Source organism: Xenorhabdus santafensis (genome assembly GCF_033949405.1).
Lineage (GTDB): Bacteria > Pseudomonadota > Gammaproteobacteria > Enterobacterales > Enterobacteriaceae > Xenorhabdus > Xenorhabdus santafensis.
The window spans coordinates 1-16781 of record NZ_VCDN01000061.1; the positions used below are offsets into that span (position 1 = coordinate 1).

Here is a 16781-nt window from a genome sequence, read left to right on the forward strand (position 1 = left end):
GACACTGTCGATAAAAAGATTAAAGAGCACGTCGCAAGCCGGAACCATCCCTATGCAACTCATGTAGAGCCGGGATTCGTTACACTCAGTAATGAAACAGACAGCGACAGTGAGTTAACCGCCGCAACCTCTAAGGCTGTTAAAAAAGCCTATGATTTAGCCAATACTGCCAATCAAAATGCTCTTAATAATTCCGATCTCTATTTGGAGAAGGTGCAGAACGGGGCGGATATACCTGATACATCCGTTTTTGGTATAAATCTGGGGTTATTGAGCGCAGCCTATCGTGCGGTTGGTACGGGGGCAGGACAGATACCAGATATGAACGATTTTGATTCAAAGCTTGATGAATCTGGTTATCAAAAACTTCCCAGCGGGCTAATAATTCAATGGGGGGTTGTCAATGGAGGAAAAGACGAAAATGACTTACGAAAATTCCCAATTCCTTTTGCAAATAAATGCTTTGTTATAACCGGTTGTTATATGAAAGCAACTGATTGGGGGCGAGGAATTTCTGCTGAAATTAAGTCAAATGAAGACTTTTTAATTGTTGTTCACGACTGGCTGGGGGGGTGGTCGGATTCGAGAGTGCGGTATGTAGCGATCGGATTTTAATCCTACAACAAGAGTGCAAAGACTTGTCAGTATTCTGCTCTCATGTTTTCCGTGAGCTGACAGGGGCTTTATCCCACGAACAATAAGCCCCATATTGATCACTCTTTCCTCAGTTCCCTTTCATTAAGCCCTCACCAGACGGCGGTGTGTTATAACACTGCCGTTTCATGCACGCTCTTATCGGATGTGATTTTATTATTTCTTCATTTGCATTATTAATTTGATATGTTGCATTTATTGCAATATTATGACTGTATAAAATATCAGCGTTCTAGGTGTGGGCATGAAGATTGATAACAAGGCTATCTTACTGACTCGTCAGCAAATGGACGCCTTACGCAAAATCCAGCAGGAAGAGCACAGCCGCTCAGGCGAGAAGACTAGACCCCGACCGAGTCATCGGGACGTATCAGGAGGACACCTTACAGAATATTCAGGGTGGGCTTGATGCTGCGCTGGATTTTGGCACTTACGTTCATGGTGCCTTTGCCTCAGGAAACAAGTCATCCGGTGTTCAGCAAACCCATTCCGAGGCACTGGGTTACCATTCATTAAGTTTCGAGGCAGCCAGAGTGGCCCGAACCAGCCACGAAACACGCCCTAAAAACATTGCATTGAATTACATCGTGAGAGCCGCCTAATGACAAATCAAAAAACACGTATTAGAGCCTGAAACCGCAGTGTTGGACGAGGAAGGTTTAGCTATTCAACCGGGTTGGATAACCGCCTACCACGCACACCCAATGACCCGCGAGTTTACAGGAGCAAGCGTTGAATATCTGATGCCGGCGGTCAGTCTGCCCGCTGACGCCTACCCTGACGCCCCTGAGCTGCCAACCTCACAGGATATCGCAGTGTGCCGCAGTGCTGACCAACGTTGCTGGGAGTCCGTCCCCGACCATCGGGGAAAAACAGCGTACGACACGCGAACCCGGCAGAAGCAGGATATTACTGAGCAGGGAAAATTGCCGGATACCCTGACATTTCAACCGCCCGGCACTGACTTTGATAACTGGGACGGCCAGCAATGGGTGACCGATACGGCAGCGCAACATCAGCACGCCGTTCAACAGGCAGAAAATCAGCGTCAGTCACGATTACAGGAAGCGGAGCGACACATTGCGATGCTGGAACGGAAAAATCGGCTGAAAATGGCGAACAAACGGGACATTGAATTACTGCGCGAATGGGAGATTTACAGTGTCCGACTCTCGGAAGCGGATTGTACTGCTGCCCCGGATATTGTCTGGCCCGAAACACCACAGTCAACATAGCATGGATTGGTGGGGGAAGCAGGCCAGGAAACCCAGCAATTAATGCTTTTTTACGCAGTTCGTTAAGTTGCCTTTATCTGTATGGCAAGGCAGACAAAGACCATGAATTAACAGTCGCGCTTATCTGAATTATGCTCTGCTGACCGATGGGTAACAGGCGGGAAATGGCAGCTTAAATGCCGCGCTTTCTGCCTGCGTAAACACGATTAAGGAAAGACAATGTCTAAAGAGATGAACACTGAGAACAATCCTGAACATGAATGCCAAATGAATCCTAACGATTATCAAGTGGCACAAACTATTGCGCCAGCCGGGTCGTTCTGGTGGGCTTTTATCCAGCTGAAGTTAGGCAAAAACGTTCGCCGCCGTGATTGGGCTGAAAAGGAGCTGCTGCATTTTGTGCCCCGCCGTACCGACACCGACGGTCAGGGAGATTATTTGTCCCACATGGATAAACGCAACAAGCACGGCAACTGGGCACCATGGCAAACCACGCAGGAAGATTTGCTGGCTTGTGACTGGGTGATTGAGGAAGTGGCTAAACCTGAGCCCGATGACAGCCTGCTGGTTTTTGACCTGACACCCGGTATGTGCACGTCAACCGCGAGTTACGGTTATCCCCATTATTATGGATATACTGCCAGCAAGTATTATGGCTCTCTCGCTCTGCCTCACGTGTTTGGCACATTGTCTGTGATTCAAAATAAAACGGAAATTGAAAATACAGTCAGTTTTATGTGGGGAGAAAATAACAAAGATCCCCGGTTTTCCCCTTCCTTATTTTGGCATGTCGAATGCCAACGTCAGGCTGACGGTGCTAATACGGTCGGCAAATTATTTAAAAAAGCACTCCATGTCACGGTGGATGGCGTTGTTTATGTACTAGGTACCCCTGAAACCGTGGTTAGTGAAAATAATGGCTATCGCTTTGATTATTATTTTAGCAGTAGTAATAAACACCGGACTGACGCTGAAAAACTCAGTGCTCTTTTGAAACAGTCTGGTCAAGCCAAACGCTTCTCCTGTCAGTGGCATTAATCACCTCCTTTCCCAAATAACAGGTTGCGCTTCGGCGTAACCTGTTCACCGATTCAGGCAATAAGATTTCCCTGTCTATATAACGACACCTGCGTATTACCATCCAAGTAGATCACCCAATAACACCCATCGAGATCACCTAATCCCCTTCAGTGAGATCGTTCAATAACATCGATGGCGATCACTTTTGTGCGCCGATGTTATTGGGTGATCTCCATCAAGGTGATTGCCTGTCCGCTCATAGGTTGTGTTCCACCTATCCTGAAGTCAATTCCACTGACCGCCAGGATTATCATGCCAACACCGACGATTACTATGAGAAAATTGAAAGAAATACTGCGCCTGAAATACGGTGCCGGACTCAGCCACCGCCAGATTGCACGCAGCCTGGTTATCTCGCCTTCGGTCGTTTCACGCTATGCCAACCGGGCCGCTCAGCTGGGACTGGTGCAATGGCCGTTACCCCCACTCTGGGATGACGCAACGCTCCAACGGGCCTTCTTAAACACCCGGGTTCAGCTCAGAAAGCACACCCTGCCGGACTGGGCTGAAGTCCATAAAGCCCTGGCGGCCAAAACTGTGACGCTGCAACTCCTGTGGGAGGAATATGCCCAACGCCATCCGGGCGGGCATTACAGCTATAACCACTACTGCCGCTTGTATAAAGCCTGGGCGAAAACCACGGCCCCCTCCATGCGTCAGCAACATAAGGCCGGGGAGAAATTATTTATCGATTACTGCGGTCCCACGCTATCGGTCATTAACCCGGACACCGGTGAAACCCATGAGGCACAGGTTTTTGTCGCCACACTGGGCGCATCCAGTTATACCTATGCGGAAGCCACCTAGAGCCAGCGGCGGGAAGACGGGGTCATGAGCCATGTTCGTTGTTTCCAGTATTTGGGCGGGACGCCGGCGCTGGTCATACCGGATAACCTGAAAAGCAGTACCACCCGGGCCTGCCGCTATGATCCGGATATCAATCCGACTTACCAGCAGATGCTGGCACATTATCAGGTGGCCGTGATGCCCGCCCGCCCCGTGAAGCCCAAAGACAAGGCCAAAGTGGAATCGGCCGTACAGGTGGTTGAACGCTGGAGCATGGGGAAACTCCGCCATGAAACCTTCTTCAGCCTGGCGTCCCTCAACCAGCGTATGACGGAATTACTGGCAGGACTGAATCAGAAACCGATGCAAAAGCTCAACGCGTCCCGCCGGATGTTGTTCGAACAACTGGATAAACCGGCGCTCAACCCGTTACCCCGGCAGCCTTATCTTTATACCCAGGTGAAAAAGGTCCGGGTGCATCCCGACTATCATGTGGACGTGGAAAAACATTATTATTCGGTGCCTTATCAATTGCAGAGAACCGTATTAGAAGCCCATGTCAGCCGTGAACAGGTCACGCTGTACCACCACGGGACTGTCGTGGCGGTTCATCCCCGGCGACATCAAGGTGGCTACAGTACCCAGGAAAAACACATGCCGCCCGCCCATCAGCATCATGCCCAATGGACACCGGAACGCTTGCTCGAATGGGCAACCCTGGCCGGAGAGCATGTCAACGCCTACGTGACGCATATCCTGGCCACCCGTCAGCATCCCGAGCAGGGGTATCGTTATGTCCTTGGCATGATGGGATTGCATAAACGCTATGGTGATGAACGTCTTAACAACGCCTGCCACCGCGCGCTGGCGATAGGAATTTACCGGCTGAAAGGCCTGAAATCCATCTTGGAGAAAGGGCTGGATAAACAACCGGTTCCCGCTCGCCAGACGGCTGATCCGCTGGCTGACCTTGAGCACACCAAGGTGCGCGGCAGTCATTATTACCATTAAGGGCTTGCATCATGAACAATCTCTACGAATACCTCACTGAACTCAGGCTGACCGGCTTGCGGGAAGCACTTCGCCAGCAGTTATCGCTGCCCACGTCCTATCACGAACTGAGCTTCGAAGAACGCTTATTGCTGCTGGTTGAAGAAGAAATAACCCACCGGCGCAATCAGAAGGGAGAACGGTTCATCCGACAAGCCCGCTTCCGGCTTCAGGGTAAACGGGAAGCGCTGGATTACCGGGCCAGCCGGGGTCTGGAGAAAGCACAGGTCAGAAGTCTGGCGCAGGCCCAGTGGCTGAAACAGCATCAGAACCTGCTGCTGACGGGCGCGACCGGCAGCGGGAAAACGTATTTTGCCTGTGCATTGGGGCGGCACTACTGCCGCCAGGGTTATACGGTGTATTACTACCGGGTGAAAGGGTTGCTGGCCCAGTGCTACCAGAGCCATGGAGATGGCAGTTATCCGCGGTTGTTGAGCAAACTGAGTCGCAGTCAGTTGCTCATCCTGGATGACTGGGGACTGGCGAGTCTGAGTGCCGACCAGCGCAGTGATTTACTGGAGATAGTCGATCAACTGTATCAATGAGGTTCGGTGTTGTTGATAAGCCAGTTACCGATAGAAAAATGGCACCCAATGATAGGGGATGCGACCCATGCGGATGCGATCCTGGACAGGCTGGTTCACGGGAGTATCAAAATCGAATTGAAGGGCGAATCGATGCGTAAACCATGTGCAACCTTGACGGATGGAGATCAGTCCATCTAGTTTATTAACAAGTTCTATGAGTCGGATAAGAAGCGATCTCCATCGATGTGATTACCTGATCTCTTTCATGGTAATACGCAGTTGACCCACAAACGTTATTTCCGCAAGCCGAACAACTCATTTTGCAACTGGCGAAAGGCGGTTATCGCACAGACGCCGTAAACATTATCAAACAATGCGGGGGTAACAAAAGGCTAGGGGAAGTTCCACTTGATAATCTCTCCGAGGTTATCCGCTTGGCCGAAGCGACACTGGAGGGTTAGCCATGCCGGAGGTACATGCAAAACTCTCCCCGTCATCCTCACATCGTTGGTTACGCTGTCACGGTAGCCTGGCATTGGAAGCCGGCTTACCCGACACGGGATCGCCGTTCGCGCTTGAAGGGACAGCGGCACATGCTTTGGCTGAAACTGTCCTCAACAACCGCCAAAACCCCACATTCCTCGGTGAACCCCACGCAATGGGGCAAAACACCGCAGATTACCTCGGCCAACACATCCTGCTGAAACCCAACACACCGCAGGTGAATGAGGAAATGGTCGAGACCGTTGGGCAGTATGTCGATACGGTCTGGGGATTGGCTCAGGGAAAGGAATTGTTAATCGAACAGCGGGTTGATTTCTCTGAGGTCATTGGGGTCGAGAACTCTTTCGGTACAGCCGATGACATCATTATTAACGGCAGTGAGCTGCAAATTCACGATCTGAAATATGGCAAGGGTGTGAAGGTCTATGCTGAGGAAAACGAGCAACTCATGCTGTATGCCCTCGGTGCCCTTGACCAGTTCGACATGCTCTATGATTTCGAAACGGTACGGGTGTTCATTCACCAGCCCCGGCTGAATCATGTTTCAGAATGTGCTGTAACTGTAGAGGATTTACGCCAATTTGGAGAACGGGCCAAAGACGCCGCCGCCTCGGTCATTACCCTTTTCAATATCGCCCAGTGCGAAGGCGTAGACACCCTGCCCCCTGACTCGTTCACCCCGGGAGAAAAACAGTGCTTGTTTTGCAAGGCTAAGGCCGGCTGTGATGCACTGACTAAACATGTAAGGAGCACGGTCTTAGATGATTTTGAGGATCTGACCTTACCGTTAGAACCCCAAATAGAAAAAGCCCAGGCGCAAATCCCGCACTATGACCACCAAACCCTGGCCGCTAAATACGCGCAGGTCGATTTTATCGAAAGCTGGTGCAAAGCCGTTCGGGTTCGCGTCAATGATGAACTCCATGCTGGTCATACTGTTCCCGGATTTAAGTTAGTTGAGGGCAAGCAAGGCAACCGAGCTTGGGGTGTCGAAGCCGATGCCGAAGCTATGCTAAAAGGCTTCAAACTTAAGCAAGACCAGATGTACACCAAGAAACTGATCACGCCTCCCCAGGCGGAAAAGGTACTCAAAAAAGACTCTCCGAAAAAATGGAGCAAACTCGAATCTCTTATCGTTCGCTCTGACGGTAAACCGACCGTTGTACCCGCATCCGATCCCCGTCCGGCACTGGATGTTAACCCTATAAATGACTTTGACGACGTATCTGATGATGCGCTCATTGCTGATCTTATCTAATCATAAAAAAAGGTAGAACCATGAAAATTAGTTTGAAAAACGTGCGTCTGGCATTCCCTGATTTATTTGAAGCAACCCAAGTGAATGGGCAAGGCGATTTTAAATTCCGCGCTACTTTTCTTATTCCCAAAGAGCGAAAAGAGTTACTTGCTGAAATTGAGTCGGCCATTCTCAAAGTGGCTACGGAAAAATGGGGTGCAAAAGCCGAAGGCATTATTAAAACTATTCGAGGCAATAACATGCGTTTTAACTTCCGGGATGGTGACGAAAAAACGGATTATGACGGCTACGCAGGAAATATGTTTATTTCAGCCAGTAATAAATCACGTCCTCTGGTTATTGATCGCGCCCGCTCTCCCTTGACGGCTCAGGATGGAAGAATCTATTCAGGTTGCTATGTCAACGCCACTATCAGTATTTTTGCCTATGACAACAACGGCAAAGACATATCGGCCTCACTCAGTGGCGTTCAGTTTTTCCGTGATGGCGATGCATTCGCAGGCGGTGGGGTTGCATCCGTGAACGATTTTGATGATTTAAGCGAAGGGGCAGACGCTGACGCCGATGCAGAGGCATTAATCTGATGAGCTGGGCCGAAGACGAAGGCATTGACGCTTATGATGAAGCTGAAATCGAAAAATATCTACGACAACAGGAAATATGGCAAATAGCCAAACCCGAAGATTTTGACGATTTAAGCGAAATCGAAAGTTAGTACATTTTCTTATGCCCCGTTAATTTTACGGGGCTTTTCTTAGGATAAAAAAACATGACACAGAAAATATTAACCAAAGAAATAAAATCGTTAATTGTTAAAAATGCCTTGGCTAAAGCCGGTATATTCGAGAAAGAAGATAAATTATTTCAAGACCGTGCTGACTGGGCTGAAAAAATAAGAATCGAAGCCATTGGCGGTGAAAATATGGAACAAGGTGTACAGGATATTCTGTCAGAAATGAAAAAGCTGGCGACTAAAATCCCCGAAGCCTTACGTGAAGATATGATGCCTATTAGAGAATCATTAGGTATAGAAATAAATTTAGCGGGTAGCTATGTTTTCGCCTGTTTCAATGGAGCACGAGAGCGTTACAGATCTTTAGGTAGACGGGAGCATGTATATAAAATTGCACCTAATAAAACGGTGTTATTAGCCGATAATCCATTAGTTAATGAGTTCTATGAGTTAGAAAAGAGGTACAACGAATTAGAAAACCAGCGAGATGATATCACTAATAATGTGGACGCCGCGTTATTAAAAGTCCGCAGTATAAAACGGTTATTGGAAGAATGGCCGGAGGCTGCCGAGTTACTGCCTAAAGAAATGGAAAAAGCTGCCCCTGTTCCCGCCGTTCGCCGTGAGACACTGAATACATTAATTGGGCTACCAACTAATTAAACACATGCCCCAATACTACACGGGGCTTTATAAATCTATATTCGTGTTTTTAAATTTGTTCTAGAAGAGTATTGATAAGTCACACCATATACCGATTTATACGTCAATATAATTTCAAGATTCATATCCTTATAAAGAATCATGTTTGAAAGTTTAAAATGGTCTAGGGCGCAATTAAATTCTTTTCCTGATGCGACCCAAAATGGAAGCATTTCATTAAGAATGATAGGATCTCCTTTCCTTGGAATGCCATATTTAAAACAATCGGGATTAGACATACCAAAATAATTAATCAAAATACTAGCTGAATCAAAAGTACTTTCGGGCATATTAATTACCACTTCATTTATTTTTATTTTAATATCCTCGATATAACCAGTGCTTAATCCACCATTAAATAAATAAAAACCTTTATAGTTCTTATCAGGATCGTTAGAAGGAACAATCGTGATATGAGGTTCTGTAGATTTCTCATAGTTTAATTCTTGAAGTCTGGTTTGCTCCTTAGACTGCCACCAAGCCATTCCAGAAAAAGCCACTGAGAATATAGAAATAATAATAGGAATTCCGGTTTTCAATACACCATCACGCATGCTTACCTCAAATTTAATGACTAAAAATGAAAAAAATACTCTGGCTCGATCTCGAAACCTACAGCGAGATACCGATAAAGAATGGTACTCACGCTTATGCCGAACATGCTGAAATTATGTTATTTGCATGGGCGGTTAACAATAACCCTGTGCGGGTATGGGATGTTACCAGTGGAGCTCCCATACCGACAGAATTAAATACAATTTTACGCGATCCTACCGTTATTCTATTCGCCCATAACAGCCACTTTGACCGTACCGTTCTGCGCCATAATATGCCAACGTTGAATCTGGATATCTCCCGCTGGCGTGACACGATGGTACAGGCATTGGCGCACGGATTGCCGGGTGCACTGGGTGCCCTGTGTGAAGTGCTGGGCCTGCCGGCGGACAAAGCCAAGGACAAAGAAGGCAAGGCCTTAATTCAGCTATTTTGTAAGCCTCGCCCTAAAAATTCTGCACTTCGACGGGCTACTGGCAAAACCCATCCCGAAGAATGGCAGCGTTTTGTTGCCTACGCCGGGCTGGATATTGAAGCCATGCGCGAAGTGCATAACCGCCTGCCCAAGTGGAACTATCAGGGAGATGAACTGGCACTATGGCACCGTGATCAACAGATTAACGATCGCGGTGTGTGCATGGATATCCAGCTGGCAAAAGCCGCCGTTGATGCCGTTGAACAGGAACAAAAGCGACTGGCCAAACGCACGCAGAAGCTGACCGACGGGGATGTGCAAGCGGCTACTCAGCGGGATGCGATGTTACGGCATATCACCACGGCGTTCGGTGTCGCCCTGCCCGATATGCAAAAAAGCACATTGGAAAGACGCATTGCCGACCCCGATTTGCCACTTGCGTTACGGGAATTACTGACCATCCGGTTACAGGCCAGCACGACCAGCACCAGTAAGTACAAGGCGCTGATGAATGGGATTAGTTCCGATGGGCGCCTTCGGGGAACGTTGCAATTTTGCGGTGCATCGCGTACCGGACGTTGGGCGGGACGCCTATTCCAGCCACAAAATTTATTGAGGCCAACACTCCCCCAGGAAACCATAAACACAGGTATTGAAGCGATAAAAGCCAATTGTGCCGACCTATTATTCAATAACATTATGGAACTCACCAGCTCCGCCATTCGCGGCGTTATCATCGCGCCAAAATATAAGAAGCTGGTCGTTTCTGACTTGTCTAATATCGAAGGGCGCATGCTCGCATGGCTGGCAGGGGAAGACTGGAAATTAAAAGCGTTCAGTGAATTTGATAACGGCACCGGCCCCGACCTCTACAAATTGGCCTATGCCCGCGCATTCAACATTGAGCCAAATGACGTGACAAAAGACCAGCGGCAAATCGGCAAGGTCATGGAACTGGGGTTAGGCTACGGTGGCGGCGTTGCGGCTTTCGTAACCTTTGCCCTCACCTATTCCCTTGATTTAGACGAACTCGCCGAGGCTGCCTTACCCAACATTCCGGCTTCGGTACAGCAAAATGCCCGGCGCTGGTATACCGAATCCGTCAAACAGAAAAACACCTATGGCCTGAGCGAACGGGTGTTTATCACCTGCGATTCACTAAAACGCATGTGGCGCCATGCCCACGCCGAAACCGTGACATTCTGGTATGAACTGGAAGACGCTGCAAAGCGGGCCGTTACGTCACCCGGTACAACCATTTCTTGCCGTAAGCTACGTGTACGTCGTGACGGGGCTTGGCTCCGTGTGGTGTTACCGTCTGGGCGGGCGGTGTGCTACCCCTCCCCCCGGCTCAACGACGGGCAAATCAGTTACATGGGCACCAACCCCTACAGCCGAAAATGGCAACGGCTCAAAACCTACGGCGGGAAGCTGGTCGAAAACGTCACCCAAGCGGCTGCCCGTGATGTTTTGGCCGCCAACATGCCACGCATAGAAAACGAAGGGTATGACATTGTACTCACGGTGCACGATGAAATAATCAGCGAAGCCCCCGATTCCGCTGATTATTCACCTGAACATTTAAGTTCATTACTCGCCACCCATCCCAATTGGGCACCCGACTTACCTCTGAACGCAGGCGGGTTTGAAGCGTACCACTACAGAAAGGATTAAATAATGAAACGTTGTAAAAGATGCAGCGGCTATTACGGCGAACCGAAGCCCGTTGCTATTAATGAAAAATGTTGCTTTACCATAACCACTACCCGCGATGGGCATTGGTTCAGCAGTCGCACTGTCACGGGGAAATTGCTGCTTATTAAGGATGACGGTTATTCCGTCGTCTACCGAAAAAAGGTCTATCACGCTGACCATATTTCACATCCCGATGATCCGTCGCCACTGGCCTTAGCGTTTTCTGAAAGCTGTCTTTGCTCTATTCACTAAAGGACGCTCTATGTCATTTAAATATCGAGACAGCCCGCTTTATTTTCGGGCTGCGCGCGAGGCTGCGCAAATTGAACGCGAAGGCGATTATTTACGGGCATCGAAAGTCTGGAATAAAGCCGTTCGCCATTCCCGCAATACCCAGAATATTGAGTGGGCCGAAAATCGTTCTGATTTTTGCCTAAAACAACTTGAACGGGATAAAAATAATGAAAATACGCGAAGACGTGATCGAAAAACACCTCGTCAATGAAGTGAAAAAGGCAGGCGGCATTGCCTATAAATTCGTGTCCCCCGGTCGGCGAGGCGTGCCCGACCGTATTGTGGTTTTACCCAATGGGCGTGTGGTGTTTGTCGAATGTAAAGCGCCGGGCGAAAAGCCCCGCCCTGATCAATTACGGGAACACGAACGGCTCAGGACATTGGGGCAAACGGTGATTGTTTTGGACAGTAAGAATGTGGAGGGAATTCTGTGCGAGGAGCCTATTACAACGAAATAGACCCTTACGCCGCACAATGGCTCAGGAATTTAATTGCAGCCGGTCACATAGCACCGGGTGATGTGGATGAAAGGAGCATAGAGGATGTCAGACCCGATGATTTACGAGGATATACACAGTGCCATTTCTTCGCCGGAATTGGTGTCTGGAGTTACGCCCTCCGACGTGCAGGATGGCCGGATGATAAACCCGTCTGGACAGGCTCTTGCCCGTGCCAGCCTTTCAGCGCGGCAGGTAAAGGAAATGGGTTTACTGACGAGCGGCACTTATGGCCTGCGTTCTTCCATCTCATCGAACAATGCAGACCTGGCGTTATCTTTGGTGAGCAGGTTGCGAGTAAAGACGGATTGCACTGGCTCGACCTTGTACAAACTGACTTGGAAGGAACGGGTTACACCTCGGCAGCGGTTGATTTATGCGCTGCGGGCATCGGTGCGCCGCACATCAGACAGCGTCTCTATTGGGTGGCCCACACCGACAGCGAACAGCGGGAATGGTGCCGGAACACTAGGCCGGCAAGGTGGAATGAATATTCAGACTGCGGCGCAGATGGCTGGATGGGTATCACCAATAGCGAACGATGCTCAAGGTTCGAAATCGAGCGGAACAGGAAAAACACTTTGCTTGAAGTTGCCAGATCAGGTAGCAATTGCAACACTGAAAAGACTAACGGTCACTGGCAAAATGCTGACTGGCTCGGATGCAGAGATGGTAAGTGGCGGCCAGTTGAACCCGGCACATTCCCGCTGGCTCATGGGATTACCAATCGAGTGGGACGACTACGCGCCTACGATAATGCCATCGTTGCGCCAGTCGCGGAAACGTTCATAAGGGTATATATGGAGGTTCAATGAAGATCGGATATGATGCAGTAGCAATCCACAATCTCACTATAGATTGCTACTTATTGACAATAATCAAGTATGCCCACCTATCTGGAGGACTTCAACTGTATTAGTTGACTTATGTATTAAAAATGTAACTCTTTGGTCACTATCTAAATATATTTGTCCTTGAATTATTTTTGAATTATGAAACAATTTATAATGATGAGACTTATTTGCTGCTTCACGAGGATGCATACCTCCATCCCTTATACGTTCCGCCCAAGTTTTATAATTATTTTGACATGTCTGTGATAGTGACGTCAAATTAGATAATTCCTTTTCATCTTCAATTAATTGCCACACCATACACCACCTCTATTTTTAAATGGCTAGTTTCCAAATACTAACCTTAATATGCTTTTTCAAAACCATCAATTTTTATACACATTGACTGTACAAATATTAAACAGGAAAACCAAGAATGAACAATGACTCCCTAAAATTCACAGCTGAAATAGAATTAACCGACTTCACAACAGATCGGAAAGGTAAAGCGGTAGCATTTGGAAAAGTGTTTAATGACAGCCGTAAACGATTCGAAGATGGAAAAGAAATAATAACATCTTTGGTAATTAATGCTGAAACCTACCAAACCGACGGCTATATAAAAACGCAAAACTCCATTTATAAAATAAGGGGGCCAAGCAAATAATGTCAAATAGCACCCAAGAATTTATTTTAACCCTTTATAGCGTTATTTGTTTTTTGGTGTTTATTGGCTTAGCCATTAATTTCCGCAATAAGCGCTCAGGCAGGAAACTCGATTTATTCCAAACCTTAGTTGCGAGCTATTTATGGCCTGCCCTGCTGTTATTATTCATCGTATATCGCTTAGATTCCTTGTACGACAAATTTACACGAAGGAAATCAGAATGAAAATCATGATTGAAGCACCGGATAATGCAAATATTACCAAAGTCTTGCATACGGTTAACGATTATATAAATAGACCCGGCTGGGAGCAAAACGCCGTATATCGCGCTCATCTCCCCGAAGACGGAATAACAATTAAACTCAAAATGACAAGTGCGGGAAACATTATCGCTCGTGTATGTTAAGGGCAAACTATGAAGCCATTCACCCCCCACGCCTACCAAAACTTGATCATCAATCATCAACTGGATATTTCCCGCTGCAATGTGTGGGCCGGTATGGGGATGGGCAAAAGCGTTGCCACACTCACCGCCCTCAATGATCTGTACATGGCCGGCAGCGAAACCCAACCGACATTAGTGCTGGCGCCGTTGCGTGTGGCCCGCTCCACATGGCCGGATGAAGCGGTTAAGTGGAACCATCTGCATAATATCGACGTTCAGCCCATTGTGGGCAGTGTCAAAGAGCGAATGGATGCGCTCAAAAATACCAACGCCAGTGTTTTTACCACCAACTATGACAACCTCGTCTGGCTGGTCGAAACATTGGGCAATCGATGGCCGTTCGCCACCGTCATTGCTGATGAGAGCACGCGGCTAAAATCCTTCCGGTTACGTAAAGGGGGCAAACGTGCCGCCGCACTGGCCAAGGTGGCCCATAAGTATGCGCGTCGCTGGGTGAATCTGACCGGTACACCGTCGCCCAACGGATTAGTTGATTTATGGGGACAAGCCTGGTTTGTCGATCAGGGTGAGCGCCTTGGCCGCACCTACAACGCTTTTACTGCACGCTGGTTTAATCAAATCCGCTTTCCGGGGCAACAATGGGTGAAGCTGGAGCCGTGGCCATTTGCCCAGGAACAAATACAAACCGCCTTAAATGATGTGACCATCGCCCTCGATGCTGCCGACTGGTTTGATATCGATGAACCTGTCCATAACGTTATTCGCGTTGAGCTACCCGCCAAAGTCCGGCAACAGTATCAGTCCATGGAAAAGGAAATGTTTCTTGAACTGGAGAGTGTCGGTGTGGAAGCCCTGAACGCCGCCGCCAAAACGGTTAAGTGTCTGCAAATCGCCAGCGGCGCATTGTATACCGACGAGAACGGCACTTGGCAGGAATTGCACGACGCCAAGTTACAGGCACTCGACAGTATTATCGCCGAGTCTGGAGGAATGCCGGTGCTGGTCGCCTACCACTGGAAGCACGATTTAACGCGATTGTTAAAAGCCTTTCCCCGTGGCCGACACCTTGATGCCGATCCGCAAACATTACGCGACTGGAACGCCGGCAAGATCCCCGTGATGTTCGCCCACCCGGCCAGCGCAGGTCACGGCCTGAATTTGCAGGACGGCGGGAATATCTTGGTGTTCTTTTCGCATTGGTGGGACTTGGAGCAATATCAACAAATCATTGAGCGTATCGGCCCAACCCGACAAATTCAGGCCGGACATAACCGACCCGTCTTCATTCACCATATTATCGCGGCTCACACCATGGACGAAAGTGTCATGGAGCGGCGTAATTCTAAGCGGGAAGTCCAGGACATTTTATTAGCGGCTATGAAGAGCCGGTAATTATCCAGTAACATGCCGCGTCAAATTTTTCTTCGGCACCGTTTATGCAACGGTGATGTTCAATCCAACGGTTAATCGACAATCGAGGTCAATATGGATGTAAACACCGGTATCATCAGTGACGCCGATATAGCCGAAATTACGGGCTATATCATCCCGTCCAAGCAATGTGAAGTCCTCAAGGAAGCGGGTATTTTCTTTATTACCCGGCGGGACGGGCGACCCCGAACCACGTGGGATCATTTTAATAACCCCCTGGCACAACGGTTCAGAAACTATGCGCCTGAACCCCAAGAACCTAACTTCGGAGCCTTAGACTGATGGGTAAACCACGCAAGAACCCCGCAGATAACTGGATGCCGCCACGCGTTCGCCGGGGGCGCTCTGCGTATGAGTTCCAAACTTATGACAGCCGGACAATACGTTTATGTGATTTTTCCGCCACACAGGCCGAAGTCTGGGTAGCCTATGAAAAATTGCTCGCGGCCCAGAAAAATGATGAGACGTTAAACGGGCTTATCAAGGCCTTTTTCCTTTCCCCTGATTTTTTGGCATTAAGCCCGGAAACCAAAAAAGACTACCGGAAATATGCCAACAAGTTACTGCCCGTTTTCGGCAAAATGCTGCCTGACAATATTAAACCGCTGCATATTCGCAAATACATGGACAAACGCGGATTAAAAGCCCGAACACAGCCGAACAGGGAAAAGAATTTTTTATCCCGGGTATACGGTTGGGGCTATGAGCGCGGCATGGTCAGCGGAAATCCCTGCAAGGGCGTGCGGCAATTTAAGGAAACCCCACGGGATCGGTACATTACCGATGCGGAATACAGTGCACTTTACTCCGTTGCCCCGCCAGTTGTTCAAATTGCGATGGAACTGGCGTACCTGTGTTGTACACGACAGGCCGATATTTTGTCATTGACCTACGCACAGGTGCATGAGGAAGGTATTTTTATTCGACAGGGTAAAACGGGGGTTGCACAAATTAAAGCCTGGACAGAACGGCTGGATAATGTCGTTGCCATGAGCAAAAATGCGTTACCGCTTGATACCGGTGTGAGCAGTATTTACGTCCTCCACCAGCGTAAAGGTTCGCGATATACCCGAGGCGGTTTTAATAGCCGTTGGAGAAAGGCGAAAATAATCGCAAAAGACACTTTTCCCGACTTAGATTTTAATTTCACCTTCCATGACCTAAAAGCAAAAGGCGTCTCTGATCTCGACGGGCCACTTTCCGAAAAACAACTTATTACCGGACATAAAAATATTACTCAGACCGCAAGGTATGATAGAAAAGTGAATATTGTCCCCGTCGTCGGTGGGCAAAAGAAATAAATAGGGGGAGTAAAAATATAGTGAAAGAGTATAGTGAACGAATAGTGAAAGGTGATCTTTATCAAAGAAAAAAGCCACCTTATAGGTGGCTCTTTCTAACCCTAACCTGCTGTATTACCGCAGATTTTTATATGGTGCCAGGGCGGGACTAGTAAATT

Annotated in this window: 20 protein-coding genes and 2 pseudogenes; 20 read left to right on the forward strand and 2 right to left on the reverse strand. The window is 48.4% G+C overall.

Annotated features, from left to right (window positions below; all coding sequences use genetic code 11):
- The 10 genes and pseudogenes from FE392_RS15000 to FE392_RS15045 form a co-directional block, all read left to right on the forward strand.
- Nucleotides 1-615 (forward strand): tail fiber protein (locus FE392_RS15000; RefSeq protein ID WP_319931028.1); only part of this gene is annotated, 615 nt, incomplete at its 5' end.
- Between the two features lie 283 nt (nt 616-898).
- The gene (locus tag FE392_RS15005) at nt 899-1063 is read left to right on the forward strand and encodes a hypothetical protein (protein ID WP_319931029.1); all 165 of its coding nucleotides are present in this window, start codon (nt 899-901) and stop codon (nt 1061-1063) included.
- Between the two features lie 232 nt (nt 1064-1295).
- Nucleotides 1296-1889 (forward strand): tail fiber assembly protein, encoded by a 594-nt coding sequence (locus FE392_RS15010; protein WP_319931030.1) that lies wholly within the window; start codon nt 1296-1298, stop codon nt 1887-1889.
- A gap of 219 nt (nt 1890-2108) precedes the next feature.
- Nucleotides 2109-2927, forward strand: a complete 819-nt coding sequence (locus FE392_RS15015) for a DUF2829 domain-containing protein (RefSeq protein WP_319931031.1) — start codon at nt 2109-2111, stop codon at nt 2925-2927.
- Between the two features lie 294 nt (nt 2928-3221).
- A pseudogene (istA, locus tag FE392_RS15020) lies at nt 3222-4766 on the forward strand (IS21 family transposase).
- 11 nt (nt 4767-4777) lie between these two features.
- A pseudogene (gene istB, locus FE392_RS15025) lies at nt 4778-5530 on the forward strand (IS21-like element helper ATPase IstB).
- A 265-nt stretch (nt 5531-5795) separates the two neighbouring features.
- A complete protein-coding gene (locus FE392_RS15030; protein ID WP_319931032.1) occupies nt 5796-7094 on the forward strand; it encodes a DUF2800 domain-containing protein in 1299 nt (432 codons plus the stop codon).
- Between the two features lie 20 nt (nt 7095-7114).
- Complete coding sequence (locus tag FE392_RS15035; RefSeq protein WP_319931033.1) at nt 7115-7678, forward strand: DUF2815 family protein; 564 nt, start codon at nt 7115-7117, stop codon at nt 7676-7678.
- Entirely contained in the window at nt 7678-7809 is a 132-nt protein-coding gene (locus FE392_RS15040) for a hypothetical protein (protein WP_319931034.1), read from the forward strand. The genes FE392_RS15035 and FE392_RS15040 overlap by 1 nt, the downstream gene beginning before the upstream one ends.
- A 54-nt stretch (nt 7810-7863) precedes the next feature.
- Complete coding sequence (locus FE392_RS15045; protein WP_319931035.1) at nt 7864-8490, forward strand: Nmad5 family putative nucleotide modification protein; 627 nt, start codon at nt 7864-7866, stop codon at nt 8488-8490.
- 35 nt (nt 8491-8525) lie between these two features.
- On the opposite strand, the gene FE392_RS15050 is transcribed toward FE392_RS15045, so the two are convergent.
- The gene (locus FE392_RS15050) at nt 8526-9083 is read right to left on the reverse strand and encodes a hypothetical protein (RefSeq protein ID WP_319931036.1); all 558 of its coding nucleotides are present in this window, start codon (nt 9081-9083) and stop codon (nt 8526-8528) included.
- A gap of 26 nt (nt 9084-9109) precedes the next feature.
- Here FE392_RS15050 and FE392_RS15055 point away from each other — a divergent pair, with 26 nt between their 5' ends.
- The 5 genes from FE392_RS15055 to FE392_RS15075 are packed head-to-tail and all read left to right on the forward strand — an operon-like array spanning nt 9110 to nt 12800.
- Nucleotides 9110-11173, forward strand: coding sequence for a DNA polymerase (locus tag FE392_RS15055; protein ID WP_319931037.1), 2064 nt, complete (start codon nt 9110-9112; stop codon nt 11171-11173).
- Between the two features lie 3 nt (nt 11174-11176).
- Nucleotides 11177-11446, forward strand: a complete 270-nt coding sequence (locus tag FE392_RS15060; protein WP_319931038.1) for a hypothetical protein — start codon at nt 11177-11179, stop codon at nt 11444-11446.
- Between the two features lie 10 nt (nt 11447-11456).
- A complete protein-coding gene (locus FE392_RS15065; RefSeq protein WP_319931039.1) occupies nt 11457-11699 on the forward strand; it encodes an ANR family transcriptional regulator in 243 nt (80 codons plus the stop codon).
- The gene (locus FE392_RS15070) at nt 11656-11946 is read left to right on the forward strand and encodes a PDDEXK family nuclease (RefSeq protein WP_319931040.1); all 291 of its coding nucleotides are present in this window, start codon (nt 11656-11658) and stop codon (nt 11944-11946) included. The genes FE392_RS15065 and FE392_RS15070 overlap by 44 nt, the downstream gene beginning before the upstream one ends.
- Entirely contained in the window at nt 11919-12800 is an 882-nt protein-coding gene (locus FE392_RS15075) for a DNA cytosine methyltransferase (RefSeq protein WP_319931041.1), read from the forward strand. Before FE392_RS15070 ends, FE392_RS15075 begins: the two co-directional genes overlap by 28 nt.
- 63 nt (nt 12801-12863) lie before the next feature.
- Here FE392_RS15075 and FE392_RS15080 read toward each other — a convergent pair whose 3' ends face one another.
- The gene (locus FE392_RS15080; RefSeq protein WP_319931042.1) at nt 12864-13139 is read right to left on the reverse strand and encodes a hypothetical protein; all 276 of its coding nucleotides are present in this window, start codon (nt 13137-13139) and stop codon (nt 12864-12866) included.
- 115 nt (nt 13140-13254) lie between these two features.
- Here FE392_RS15080 and FE392_RS15085 point away from each other — a divergent pair, with 115 nt between their 5' ends.
- The 5 genes from FE392_RS15085 to FE392_RS15105 all read left to right on the forward strand — a co-directional run bounded on the left by FE392_RS15085 (nt 13255) and on the right by FE392_RS15105 (nt 16623).
- Nucleotides 13255-13485, forward strand: a complete 231-nt coding sequence (locus FE392_RS15085) for a hypothetical protein (RefSeq protein ID WP_319931043.1) — start codon at nt 13255-13257, stop codon at nt 13483-13485.
- Nucleotides 13486-13705: 220 nt separating this feature from the next.
- Nucleotides 13706-13891 (forward strand): hypothetical protein, encoded by a 186-nt coding sequence (locus FE392_RS15090; RefSeq protein ID WP_319931044.1) that lies wholly within the window; start codon nt 13706-13708, stop codon nt 13889-13891.
- Between the two features lie 9 nt (nt 13892-13900).
- On the forward strand, nt 13901-15283 hold the full coding sequence (locus FE392_RS15095; protein WP_319931045.1) for an SNF2-related protein: 1383 nt from the start codon (nt 13901-13903) through the stop codon (nt 15281-15283).
- 93 nt (nt 15284-15376) lie between these two features.
- The gene (locus FE392_RS15100) at nt 15377-15604 is read left to right on the forward strand and encodes a DUF4224 domain-containing protein (protein WP_319931046.1); all 228 of its coding nucleotides are present in this window, start codon (nt 15377-15379) and stop codon (nt 15602-15604) included.
- Nucleotides 15604-16623, forward strand: a complete 1020-nt coding sequence (locus tag FE392_RS15105; protein ID WP_319931047.1) for a tyrosine-type recombinase/integrase — start codon at nt 15604-15606, stop codon at nt 16621-16623. The genes FE392_RS15100 and FE392_RS15105 overlap by 1 nt, the downstream gene beginning before the upstream one ends.
- Nucleotides 16624-16781: the final 158 nt, after the last annotated feature.

Excerpts from the sequence above, each read along its gene's own strand:
- FE392_RS15105 (WP_319931047.1), top strand. The coding sequence starts at position 15,604 with ATGGGTAAACCACGCAAGAACCCCGCAGATAACTGGATGCCGCCACGC.
- FE392_RS15005 (WP_319931029.1), top strand. The coding sequence starts at position 899 with ATGAAGATTGATAACAAGGCTATCTTACTGACTCGTCAGCAAATGGAC.
- FE392_RS15100 (WP_319931046.1), top strand. The coding sequence starts at position 15,377 with ATGGATGTAAACACCGGTATCATCAGTGACGCCGATATAGCCGAAATT.
- FE392_RS15015 (WP_319931031.1), top strand. The coding sequence starts at position 2,109 with ATGTCTAAAGAGATGAACACTGAGAACAATCCTGAACATGAATGCCAA.
- FE392_RS15080 (WP_319931042.1), bottom strand. The coding sequence starts at position 13,139 with ATGGTGTGGCAATTAATTGAAGATGAAAAGGAATTATCTAATTTGACG.
- FE392_RS15050 (WP_319931036.1), bottom strand. The coding sequence starts at position 9,083 with ATGCGTGATGGTGTATTGAAAACCGGAATTCCTATTATTATTTCTATA.
- FE392_RS15095 (WP_319931045.1), top strand. The coding sequence starts at position 13,901 with ATGAAGCCATTCACCCCCCACGCCTACCAAAACTTGATCATCAATCAT.
- FE392_RS15055 (WP_319931037.1), top strand. The coding sequence starts at position 9,110 with ATGAAAAAAATACTCTGGCTCGATCTCGAAACCTACAGCGAGATACCG.
- FE392_RS15085 (WP_319931043.1), top strand. The coding sequence starts at position 13,255 with ATGAACAATGACTCCCTAAAATTCACAGCTGAAATAGAATTAACCGAC.
- FE392_RS15040 (WP_319931034.1), top strand. The coding sequence starts at position 7,678 with ATGAGCTGGGCCGAAGACGAAGGCATTGACGCTTATGATGAAGCTGAA.
- FE392_RS15060 (WP_319931038.1), top strand. The coding sequence starts at position 11,177 with ATGAAACGTTGTAAAAGATGCAGCGGCTATTACGGCGAACCGAAGCCC.
- FE392_RS15090 (WP_319931044.1), top strand. The coding sequence starts at position 13,706 with ATGAAAATCATGATTGAAGCACCGGATAATGCAAATATTACCAAAGTC.
- FE392_RS15065 (WP_319931039.1), top strand. The coding sequence starts at position 11,457 with ATGTCATTTAAATATCGAGACAGCCCGCTTTATTTTCGGGCTGCGCGC.
- FE392_RS15045 (WP_319931035.1), top strand. The coding sequence starts at position 7,864 with ATGACACAGAAAATATTAACCAAAGAAATAAAATCGTTAATTGTTAAA.
- FE392_RS15070 (WP_319931040.1), top strand. The coding sequence starts at position 11,656 with ATGAAAATACGCGAAGACGTGATCGAAAAACACCTCGTCAATGAAGTG.
- FE392_RS15035 (WP_319931033.1), top strand. The coding sequence starts at position 7,115 with ATGAAAATTAGTTTGAAAAACGTGCGTCTGGCATTCCCTGATTTATTT.
- FE392_RS15030 (WP_319931032.1), top strand. The coding sequence starts at position 5,796 with ATGCCGGAGGTACATGCAAAACTCTCCCCGTCATCCTCACATCGTTGG.